This window comes from Kocuria sp. WRN011 (assembly GCF_002295155.1).
Lineage (GTDB): Bacteria > Actinomycetota > Actinomycetes > Actinomycetales > Micrococcaceae > Kocuria > Kocuria carniphila.
In genome coordinates this window covers 305,067-316,700 of the sequence record NZ_NSGI01000005.1, presented here as the reverse complement: position 1 = coordinate 316,700, position 11,634 = coordinate 305,067, and the positions used below count along the sequence as shown (strand labels likewise).

At 62.5% G+C, this 11,634-nt stretch carries 4 protein-coding genes; 1 reads left to right on the top strand and 3 read right to left on the bottom strand.

Translation table 11 applies throughout. The features are described from left to right. Positions 1–449: 449 nt before the first annotated feature. The 3 genes from glgB to CKW39_RS09270 all read right to left on the bottom strand — a co-directional run bounded on the left by glgB (position 450) and on the right by CKW39_RS09270 (position 8,551). Positions 450–4,535, bottom strand: coding sequence for a 1,4-alpha-glucan branching protein GlgB (glgB, locus tag CKW39_RS09280; protein ID WP_095797837.1), 4,086 nt, complete (start codon positions 4,533–4,535; stop codon positions 450–452). A gap of 50 nt (positions 4,536–4,585) precedes the next feature. Beyond that, positions 4,586–6,355 (bottom strand): maltose alpha-D-glucosyltransferase, encoded by a 1,770-nt coding sequence (gene treS / locus CKW39_RS09275; protein WP_095797836.1) that lies wholly within the window; start codon positions 6,353–6,355, stop codon positions 4,586–4,588. Positions 6,356–6,430: 75 nt separating this feature from the next. Further along, positions 6,431–8,551 (bottom strand): alpha-1,4-glucan--maltose-1-phosphate maltosyltransferase, encoded by a 2,121-nt coding sequence (locus CKW39_RS09270; RefSeq protein ID WP_095797835.1) that lies wholly within the window; start codon positions 8,549–8,551, stop codon positions 6,431–6,433. Between the two features lie 342 nt (positions 8,552–8,893). On the opposite strand from CKW39_RS09270, the gene glgP reads away from it, so the two are divergent. After that, complete coding sequence (glgP, locus tag CKW39_RS09265) at positions 8,894–11,494, top strand: alpha-glucan family phosphorylase (protein ID WP_095797834.1); 2,601 nt, start codon at positions 8,894–8,896, stop codon at positions 11,492–11,494. The last annotated feature ends 140 nt before the right edge of the window (positions 11,495–11,634 follow it).

Below are 11,634 nucleotides of genomic sequence, written 5' to 3'. Positions count from 1 at the left end.
AGCTGACACCCAACACCCCAGGAAACGGGAAAAACACCCGGAGCATCAGGCCATCAACCAAAAAATACAAATACTTTTCGGTATCAACAAACTAGGCACACTATTGAGTTGACAAACAACAAACCACTCTTCCTGCCCTACGGACCGGAAGTCGGTTGCGATCTGCAAGCCTAGGTGAGATCGGAACGGCGGGTCAAATCCAGGTGAACTCTTGGTTCGCTTCGGATTGTCGCCTTGCGATCTCTTGCTTGCGGGGATTCACCTTACCACATCCGCGGCGTCTTGCAACAGCCTGGAATCGGTGTGGTGTAGCTCTCCTGCCACCGCTTCTCGCTCCCTTATCAGGAAGCTCGCCGCGGCGACTCGGTAGACATTACACACTTGCCGAGGGAACGACAAACCCGCTGCCCGAACCTCTCGGTCCCGGCAGCGGGTTGGGTCGTTTGGCGCTACTTGGTGCCGTTCCCGTTCTTGGTCGCGGGCTTGAAGTACAGCACCGCGAGAGGCGGCACCGTCAGCTCAGCGAAAGCGGGCTTTCCGTTGAAGGCGCCCTCCGTTGCCGTGATCTTCCCGAGGTTGCCGACGCCCGATCCCCCGAAGAGTTCGGAGTCGGTGTTGAGAATTTCGTCCCAGTCGCCGGCCCACGGCATTCCCACGCGGAAATTCTCGTGCGGGTTTCCGGCGAAGTTGGCGATGCACACCAGTGGATTACCCTGGTCGTCCCAACGCGTGAAGGACAGGGTGTTCCGGCCGGCATCGTTCGCGTCGATCCATTCGAAACCGGACGGGTCGTTGTCCCGGACGTAGAGCGCCGGGGTGTCCCGGTAGATCTCGTTGAGGTTCTTCACGAGTTCCTGCACCCCGTGGTGCGGGGGAGTTTCGGACAGCCACCAGTCCAAGCCGTGTTCCTGCGACCATTCGGATTCCTGCGCGTACTCGGTACCCATGAAGATCAATTGCTTACCCGGGTGGGCCCACATGTAGGCCAGGTAGGCACGCACGTTGGCCAGCTGCTGCCAGCGGTCCCCCGGCATCTTGCGCAACAGTGAACCCTTGCCGTACACGACCTCATCGTGCGAAATCGGCAGGATGAAGTTCTCGGAGTACGCGTAGACCATCGAGAACGTGGCCTTGTTGTGGTGGTAGTGGCGGTTAAACGGATCTTCCGCCATGTACTCAAGACTGTCGTGCATCCAGCCCATGTTCCACTTGATACCGAACCCTAAGCCACCGGCTTCGGTCGGCTTGGTGACGCCGGGGAAGGAGGTGGACTCCTCAGCGATCATGACGATGCCGGGGTTACGGCGGTAGGCAGTGGCGTTGGATTCCTGCAGGAATCCAATGGCTTCAAGATTCTCGCGACCACCGTACTTGTTGGGTTCCCATTCGCCGTCGTTACGGGAGTAGTCCAGGTAGAGCATGGACGCCACGGCATCCACGCGCAGACCGTCGATGTGGTACTCCTCGAGCCAGTAATTGGCATTGGCCACCAGGAAGTTACGCACCTCGGAACGGCCGTAATCAAAGATCAGTGTGCCCCAGTCCTTGTGCTCGCCGCGTCGCGGATCCGCGTGTTCGTACAGCGGCTCACCATCGAAGTTCGCCAGCGCCCACTCGTCCTTGGGGAAGTGGCCGGGAACCCAGTCAACGAGCACACCGATACCGGCCTGGTGAAGCTGGTCCACCAGGTATCGGAATTCGTCCGGCGACCCGAATCGCGAAGACGGCGCGTAGTAGGAGGTGACCTGATAGCCCCAGGAACCGCCGAAGGGATGCTCGGCCACCGGCATGAGCTCGACATGGGTGAAGCCCTGCCACGTGAGGTACTCAACCAATTCACGAGCGAGATCCACGTAGTCCAGACCCTTGCGCCACGAACCGATGTGTAGCTCGTACACGCTCATGGGGGCATTGTGCGGATCCGTCTGCGCCCGCTTGGCCATCCACTCGGAATCCTGGAATTCGTAGTTGGATTCGAAGACCCGAGATGCCGTTGACGGAGGAACTTCAGTCCCGAAGGCCATGGGGTCGGCCTTGTCACGCCAGGATCCATCACGGCCCTGAACGCGGAACTTGTAGGTGTCGCCCGAACCCAGGCCCGGAATGAACAGTTCCCAAATGCCGCTGGAACCCAGCGAGCGCATGGCGTGCTCGGAACCGTCCCAGCCGTTGAAGTCACCGATGACGCGCACGGCGCGGGCATTGGGAGCCCACACCGCAAAGCTCACGCCCTGGATGTCACCCATGGCCGAGGGGTAGCGATGAACGTGCGCACCCAGCGCGGTCCACAGTGTCTCGTGTCGGCCCTCACCGATCAGGTGCAGATCCAGTTCGCCCAACGTGGGAGCAAACCGGTACGGGTCATCGAGAACCTGCGGTTCCTGCCCGGTGTAGGTCACTTCAAGCCGGTAATCCGGAATGCGGCCCTTCTCGTGGGTGGGTACGACGCCGGAGAAGATACCTCCCCACTCGTGTTCGAGCGGATACAGACCGTCCACCGTGCGCACCGCGACATCGGTCGCGAACCGACGAAGCGTCCGAACGGTCACCGTGCCGTCCCCGTTCGGATGAGCACCGAGCACGGAGTGCGGGTCGTGGTATCGGCCCTCTGCAACCGCGGCCAGGACCTCTTCGGACACGGGCGCGGGCTTACCCTGCTCGGATTGAGCGGACTCGCGGCCGGTGTTCTGCGATGTCTCCGCAGGCACGGGTTGCTGCTTGCCCGTGGGAGCCGGATCGTTCGTGATATCCGGTGTTCGTTGGGGATCCTGCTCTCGCTCGGTACTCACTACTTCCTCAGTTCTGAAGGTGTCGTTGGAGTTCGGTTGGTCGTTCGTGGTGTCAGTCACGCTACGTGAGCCGACGGCTCGGAGCGAGCGGATGACGGCGTTTGCCGGAACGTCGACCCAGTCCGGCCGATTGCGTTGCTCGTACACGACCTCGTACAGCGCCTTGTCGAGCCACAGTGCCTGGAACAGGACGGATTCGGTGTCGAGGCTCTGGTCGCTGATCTCCCGGTAGCCATCGAGAAATGCCGACGACGCCGCTCGCGTCCATTCCTGCGCGTCACCGGATTCTTCTCGGCCGGCCATGGCACCGGCGTAGTCCAGGGAACGCAGCATACCCACCACGTCACGGAGTGCGACGTCAGGGCGAACGCGTTCCTTGATGGGGCGCAACGGTTCGCCCTCGAAGTCGAGAATCTTGAAGCCGTTGTCTCGGTTGTAGAGCACCTGACCCAGGTGGTAATCACCGTGAATACGCTTTAACGGAGGCAGCTCACGCAGCTCTTCGAGATCGCGCATGACCGTGTCGAGCGCGGACTCGAGTTCGACGAAACGGTCACCACATGCCTCCCAGGCCCACCGCAGACGACCGGAAATGTCCTGCAGGAAAGCATCACGGGCGTCGTGATCGGCGGTGATCGGGTCAAAAGCGGCCATCAGGTCCGCATGGACCCTTGCCGTGGTAGCGCCCAGCTCACGAGCGAGTTCCGTGAAGTCCCCACCACTCTTGGCGCTGTCGACAGCCATCTGCCACGCGTCCTGCGCGTGATCGACGAACTGCGCGGCCACGGCCAGTTGTCCTGCCGTGGTCACCAGACCCTGGCGCCATTGGGCATCGATCCAGCCGGCGGTAGCGGGTACAGCGGATGAGCCCTGTGAGGTCAGTTCCACACCGACTTCGACATCCGGGTTGCGCCCCTCCCCCACCACGCGGAAGAACTTCACGATGACCGCGTCACCGCGCAGTGCAACATCCGAAGCGTTCTCGGAGGTCGGCGGCGTGAGGATCACCGAGGTGTTCGACTGCTCCGACGAGATCACGCGAACCTGATGGGGATTGGAAATCCTGTACTGCGTATTGAGTGCACCGGTGTATTTGCCGTGGAGGCCCATACCGTGCCGCAGTACTCCACCCACACCCAGCTGGGTGTCCATGATGCGCAGCACGGCGTCCAGGAACGGGGCGTCACCCACGGCGTCGTAGAGGTAGAACCTGCTCGCGTGGTCCACGTCCATGTCGAAACTCGGCGAGGTTCGGGCCCCGCGACTCGATTCTTCGGCACCCGGCTCGGAGTTCTTCGCCGCGTCATTTATCTGTGCATCGGTCGGCAAGCTGGCCTGCTCCGCGGACTCCCCCGAGCGGCGTCGTTCCCAGAACGAACCCGCCTGCTGGACCGCGCGCCGCAGGAACGAGGCAGACGCGTCCACGCCCGCCACGATCTGCTCGGGCAACGCCCGATTGGGACCGACACCCTGGTAGGAACCGATCAGGTGACGCTCGTACTCCGCAAGCGGTTCGGTAGTGCGAACCACCGGGACGTTCAGCAACTCGGTGCGATCGCCCACGGTGGCCTGAACCAGGTACACGATGCGATCGCGCACGACCGAATTCGGTTCCTCCGGATCGAGATCCAACTGCACACGACCCGCGACATTGACCTTGATCTCCTGGGCCTCGGCGGTGAACGGGAACCAACGTTGCCGCGGCAGCCAGTCACGCAACCGGTCCAGAACCTGTTGATCCGTCATTCTGTGTTCCCCGCTTCCCTCAAATACGTGTTCGTGGAGTGCCTCGCTGATCAGTCGTTGCGCGCGGGCTTGATGATGGGCATCGCAATGGTCTCCGGGTGGGCGCCGTCCGCAGTGGGCGCACTGCGCAAGCGCAACCAGAAGAAGTCCTGCGAACCCAGGGTGATGCGGTAGCGCCCGGAGTTATCGAACTCGCCGAAGGGTTCCCCGCCGAAGAGCTCTCGAGTGCCACGCCCCGCGTACTCGGGCAGCGTGAGAGAACAGCTGGCCGGGACATGGGACAGGTTGAAGATGCACAGCAGGGTCTCGCCGTGCTCGTCATCCGCATCGCGAGGATCCAGGCGGCGCTGGAAAGCGAGCACCGACTCGTGATCGGTGTCCACGTTCACGTAATCGCCCATTCCGAAAGCCGGGTGTGCCTTGCGCACCATGAGCATCTGCCGGATCCAGTGCAACAAGGACGATGAAGACGCCAGCTGGGTCTCCACGTTGGTCTGCGAGTAGTTGTAGACCAGGGACTGGATCACGGGAAGGTACAACTTGCCCGGGTCCGCTGTCGAGAAACCGGCGTTGCGGTCCGGGGTCCACTGCATGGGAGTTCGGGAGGCATCACGGTCGTCCAACCAGATGTTGTCGCCCATGCCGATTTCGTCACCGTAGTAGAGGAAAGGTGACCCCGGCAGGGACAGTAGCAGCGCGTGAGCGAGCTCGAGCTCGGCGCGAGAGTTGTCGAGCAACGGGGCCAAGCGGCGTCGAATACCAATGTTGGCGCGCATACGCGAGTCAGGTGCGTACCAACCGAGCATGGCCTGGCGTTCCTCGCTCGTGACCATTTCCAAAGTCAACTCATCGTGGTTGCGTAGGAACGTGCCCCACTGGGTACCCGAAGGAATCGCCGGGGTGTTCTCCATGGTGGAAACAATGGGCTCGGCCTTCTGATCACGCAGTGCGTAGTAAATACGCGGCATGATCGGGAAGTGGAAGCACATGTGGCACTCCGGCGAGGTCTCGGTACCGAAGTACTCCACGACCTCATGGGGCATCTGGTTGGCCTCCGCGATGATCACACGGCCGGGGTAGAGCTCGTCCACCATGGTGCGCAAGTTGACCAGGAAGTCGTGCGTGCCCGGCAGGTTCTCGCAGTTGGTGCCGTCCTCTTCGATCAGGTACGGGATGGCGTCCGCGCGGAACCCGTCGATCCCCATGTCCAGCCAGAACTTCACCACATCGAAAATGGCCTGAACGACCTTGGGATTCTCGAAATTGAGATCCGGCTGGTGCGAGAAGAAGCGGTGCCAGAAGAACTGCCGACGCACGGGATCGAAGGTCCAGTTGGACTCCTCGGTGTCGACGAAGATGATGCGTGCGTCCTGGTACTTCTCGTCCGTGTCCGACCATACGTAGAAATCGCCGAAGGGGCCCTCGGGGTCTTCGCGGGAGGCCTGGAACCACGGGTGCTGATCCGAAGTGTGGTTCAGTGGCAGGTCGGTGATCACGCGCAAACCGCGGGCATGGGCCTCGGCCACGAGGCGCTTAAAATCGCTCACGGTGCCGAACTCATCGAGCACGGAGTAGTAATCCGAAATATCGTAGCCGCCATCGCGCAGCGGGGACTCGTAGAACGGCGGAATCCACAGACAGTCGATGCCCAGCCACTGCAGATAGTCCAGCTTGTCGATCAGACCGGAGAAATCACCGGAGCCGTCGCCGTTGGCATCCGAGAACGCCCGCACCAGAACTTCGTAGAAGACGGCTTTGCGGAACCAGTCCGGATCGTGTGAAATGCCCGGCGCGTTGAGGTGGAAGGGTGTGCTGGTCATGATCGGTTGCTGTGGCCTCTCAAAGATGACGTGGAAACAATGGTGGCGCGAGGATGACTCGCGCCACCACGGGGATCACTTCACGTTGCGTCGAATGTGCAGGATGTGCGCCGGCTCGATGTAGGGATCCAAACGGACGTAATTGTGGGTGCCCCACTTCCAGCTGTCACCGGAAATCAGGTCATCCACCCAGAACGATCCGTCCTCGTTGAAGTCATGATCACCCAGATTCAGGGAATCCAGGTCCAACCACACCGTTGCTTCGCGCGTGGCGTGCGTATCGGTGTTGATCACCACGATCACGGTGTCCGTGACCTCCTGACCGTCCTGCTCGACGGTCTTGGTCTTGGAGAACGCCACGATCGCGGAATCGGTGGTGGACTGCACGGTGAGGTTCTGCAGGTCACCCAACGCGGGGTGGTCCTTACGGATCTCGTTGAGACGCGTGATGTAGGGCGCCAGCGACTGTCCGCTCTCCACGGCACCCGCGAAATCGCGAGGACGCAGCTCGTACTTCTCGTTGTCCATATACTCTTCGGCACCCGGACGGGCCACGTGCTCGAACAGCTCATATCCCGCATATACGCCCCACAGCGGTGAAGCGGTCGACGCGAGCGCCGCGCGAACCTTGAAAGCTGCCGGTCCGCCGAACTGGAGGTACTCGGTCAGGATGTCCGGGGTGTTCACGAAGAAGTTCGGGCGATACGCGGAAGACGTCTCATGAGAGACCTCCTCCAGGTACTCCTCGATCTCTTCCTTGGTGTTACGCCACGTGAAGTACGAGTAGGACTGCTGGAAACCGGCCTTGGCCAGTCCCTGCATCATGGCCGGGCGGGTGAACGCCTCGGCCAGGAACACGGTGTCCGGGTGCTCCTCGCGCACGCGGGCAATGAGCCACTCCCAGAACCACAGCGGCTTGGTGTGCGGGTTGTCCACGCGGAAGATGTCCACGCCGTGGCTGATCCACAGTTCGACCACGCGCAGCACTTCGTGGGCCAGGCCCTGGGGGTCGTTGTCGAAGTTCAGGGGATAGATGTCCTGGTACTTCTTGGGCGGATTCTCCGCATACGCGATGGTGCCGTCCGCGCGGGTGGTGAACCACTGCGGGTGCTCCTTGACCCACGGGTGGTCCGGGGATGCCTGCAGTGCGAGGTCCAGGGCGACTTCCAGGCCCAGGTCGTGGGCGTGGGCCACGAACGCGTCGAAATCCTCGAAGGTTCCCAGGTCCGGATGAATGGCATCGTGGCCGCCCTCGGGCGAACCGATGGCCCACGGCGACCCCGGGTCCTGCGGACCGGCCTCGAGCGAGTTGTTGGGGCCCTTGCGGTGATCCCGACCGATCGGGTGGATCGGGGGCAGATAAGCAACGTCGAAGCCCATGTCCGCTGCGCGATCCAGCGCCTGAACCGCGGTCCTGAAATTGCCGGAAATCCACTGGCCCGCTTCCGCGTCCCACGTGGCACCCTCCGAACGAGGGAAGAATTCGTACCATGAGCCGCGGCCGGCCGCTTCTCGCTCGACCTCGATGGGGTACCGCTGAGACGAACTCAACAGGTCACGCAGCGGTCGCTCGGTGACGTAGGTCTTGACCTCGTCCGAGGTGCCCGCGGCCAGTCGGTCCTCCACTGACAGGCTCGTGTCGGCCATGCGGGCGGCAGCGTTCTCAAAGGCGCGTGATTCCTCAGCTGAGCGCGAGGATTCCTTGGAAGCCGCTTCAAAGAGCAACTGACCTTCCTTGAACATGAGTTCCACGTCCTGGCCGACACCGATCTTGATCTCGGCCGCGTGCAGCCACGTGTCGTACAGGTCCGACCAGCCCTCGATCGCAAAGCTCCAGCTGCCGACAGAACCGGGGCGGAGCAGCGCGTGGAAGCTGTCAGTGCCGGGTTCACCGGGGGTCATGGTCACGCGCTGGACCTCACGGCCCTGCGGGTCGTACAGGACGGCGCTCGCCCCCAGGGAGTCATGGCCTTCGCGGAATACGGTGGCGGACACCCGAATGTCCTCGCCGGGAATGGCGGTCGCGGGGAAACGCCCGCCCTCGACCACGGGGCTCACATCGGTGATGGGAATACGTCCGTAGACAAGGTCTGCGGAGGGGAATTCCGAAGTGTCTCCGGAGTCCGCTTCGCTTCCCAGTTCTGCGGTGCCGTGCTGTTCCGTGGGTTCACGATCCACCACGTCCTCCTCTTCCATGAGGTCGACTCGGGGCTGTTCGTCCTGCCGTTTCCCGGTTACTCCATCCGAGGAACGGGAGCGCTGAAATGACGGCGAGACGTCCGGTACACCCGAGGCGGGGACCGGCGCGTTCAAGCGGCTTCCTACATCAGGCCGGGCTGACCCGGCCTGGGGCATAGGTTCCTGCGGGTCGTTGGTGCGTGCGTGATGGCCAGTGGGCTGAGGATTCTGCTGCGACACGGATCTAACGTTAGCGACAATCCGCTCGATTCTTAAGGCCGACCATTCTTATGGCGTCATGGGAGTGTCCTAATCGGACTATGAAGTGGCGAGGGCCCGCGTGCCGGTAGGCTCGCACGTGTGAAGGCCATACGTAGATTCACCGTCCGCACTGTCCTGCCAGACTCCATCGCACCCTTGAGCCGGTTGGCCAAGAACCTGCGTTGGTCGTGGCACAAGCCCACCGAAGACCTGTTCGCCCATCTCAACCCGCGTGCCTGGGAAATCGTCCACGGTGACCCCGTGAAGCTTCTGGGTTCCCTCACCCGCGAAGAGATCCAGCAGATCGCCGAAGACCCCCAGACCGTTGAACAGATCAAGACGCTCGACGCCGATCTGACCAGTTACCTGACCCAGCCCCAGTGGTACCAGCGCACACAGACCGACGACGCCCCGGCCGCCATTGCGTATTTCTCCGCCGAGTACGGCATCACCTCTGTGCTGCCCCAGTATTCCGGTGGCCTGGGAATCCTCGCCGGCGACCACCTGAAGACCGCCTCCGACATGGGCATTCCCGTGGTTGGTGTGGGGCTGCTGTACCAGGCCGGTTACTTCAAGCAGTCGCTGTCCCAGGACGGTTGGCAGCAGGAAACCTACCCCGTACTCGATCCCGACGAAATGCCGTTGACCTTGCTGCGTGAGCAGGACGGAACCCCGGCACGGATTTCGCTGCCCCTGCCCAATTCCCGGTCACTGTCAGCACAGATCTGGCGCGCAGACGTGGGCCGTGTCCCGCTGCTGCTGTTGGATTCCAACATTCCCGAGAACGACGAACACGCCCGCAACGTGACCGACCGCCTCTACGGCGGCGGAAGCGATCACCGCCTGCAACAGGAACTACTTCTGGGCATGGGTGGCATTCGTGCCCTGCGCGCGTTCTCCCGCATCACCGGGGCTCCCGCACCCGAAGTCTTCCACTGCAATGAGGGCCACGCCGGTTTCCTGGGGATCGAACGGATCCAGGAATTGATGAACCCGCAGGATGGCTCCGAGCCCATGACCTGGAACGAGGCTCTCACCGCCGTTCGTTCCGCCACGGTGTTCACTACCCACACCCCGGTGCCGGCCGGCATCGATCGCTTCGATCGCGCGCAGGTCGAATACTTCGTCAACGCGGGGTTGACCCCCGCCGTTGCCACGGCGCACATCCTGGAATTGGGTGCCGAGAGCTACGAGGGTGGAGACCCCAGCAAATTCAACATGGCCGTCATGGGACTGCGGCTGGCCCAGCGGGCCAACGGTGTGGCCAAGCTGCACGGTGTAGTCTCCCGCGGCATGTTCCACGGCCTGTGGTCCGGGTTCGACACCGAGGAGGTTCCGATCACCTCGGTCACCAACGGCGTGCACACGCCGTCCTGGATCGACCCGGCCATGCGGGCCATCGCTGTGGACCCGCAGGAGAACGACCAGGACCCGGCCTCGCGCTGGCGTAAGATCTACCAGGCGGACGACAACGACCTGTGGCAGGTTCGCCGCGATCTCCGCGAGCGTTTGGTGCACGATGTCCGACGCCGCTTGCGCGCCTCGTGGAAGAAACGCGGCGCCGCCGATGCCGAGCTAGCGTGGACGGACTCCGTGCTGGACCCGGATGTGCTGACCATTGGTTTCGCACGCCGTGTGCCCACCTACAAGCGCCTGACACTCATGCTGCGTGATCCCGAGCGGCTCAAGAAACTGCTGCTGGATCCGGACAACCCCATTCAGTTGGTTGTGGCGGGTAAATCCCACCCGGCCGATGAAATGGGCAAGCGCATGATTCAGGACCTGGTGCGCTTCACGGATGACCCGGAGGTTCGCCACCGCATCGTGTTCCTGCCCAACTACGACATCGCCATGGCACGTGTGTTGTTCCCGGGATGTGACGTGTGGTTGAACAACCCGTTGCGCCCGCTCGAGGCGTGCGGTACATCCGGCATGAAGGCCGCCATGAACGGTGGACTGAACCTGTCCGTGTTGGACGGCTGGTGGGACGAAATGTATGACGGCCAGAACGGCTGGGCCATTCCCACCGCGGACAACAAAGCCAGCACGGACGAGCGCGATGACATCGAGGCCGCAGCCCTCTACGAGCTGATCGAGAACCACGTGGCACCTCGTTTTTACGGTGAAACAACGGATGACCCCGAGATCACGTCGGAGGAGATTCCCCACCAGTGGCTCGCAATGGTCAAGCACACGTTGGCCACCCTTGGCCCCAACGTGTCGGCCCGCCGCATGCTGACCGATTACGTGCAGAAGTTGTACGTACCGGCCTGCGTCTCCGGTCGTCGTTCGATTGCGGACAACGGCAAGGTGGCGCGTTCCACCTCGCGCTGGATCGAACGCGTTCGTCAGGCGTGGCCGCAGGTACACGTTGAGCATGTGGACGCCGAAGGTGTGCTGCAGGAACCCCAGATCGGTGACGAGCTGACCATCAACGCCTACATCAACCTGGGGTCGTTGAACCCGCAGGATGTCAAGGTGCAGGTCGGTTTCGGCCACGTGTCCGAATCGGATCACATCCACGAGCGCAGCTACGCCTATCTGGATCGGGTGACTGAGCTGGGCAACGGCCGTTTCTTGTTCAGTGGGGCCCTGACGATCGATCGCTCCGGCCCGTTCGGCTATACAGTGCGTGTGCTGCCCTCCAACGAGGAGCTGGCAGGTCCGGCCGAGTTGGGGCTGGTGCGCAACGCTGCTTAGCGCGAGCGCCGTCGACTCACCGCCGACGAGCTGCTGAGAAGACCGCGGGCGCGGCACCCCAACAAGGGTGTCGCGCCCGCGGTTTTTGGCGTCAGCAGTCAGCCGTCAGGCTTCAGGCTTCAGGCTTTAGGCTTTAGGCT

Excerpts from the sequence above, each read along its gene's own strand:
- treS (WP_095797836.1), bottom strand. The coding sequence starts at position 6,355 with ATGACCAGCACACCCTTCCACCTCAACGCGCCGGGCATTTCACACGAT.
- glgB (WP_095797837.1), bottom strand. The coding sequence starts at position 4,535 with ATGACGGATCAACAGGTTCTGGACCGGTTGCGTGACTGGCTGCCGCGG.
- CKW39_RS09270 (WP_095797835.1), bottom strand. The coding sequence starts at position 8,551 with ATGGAAGAGGAGGACGTGGTGGATCGTGAACCCACGGAACAGCACGGC.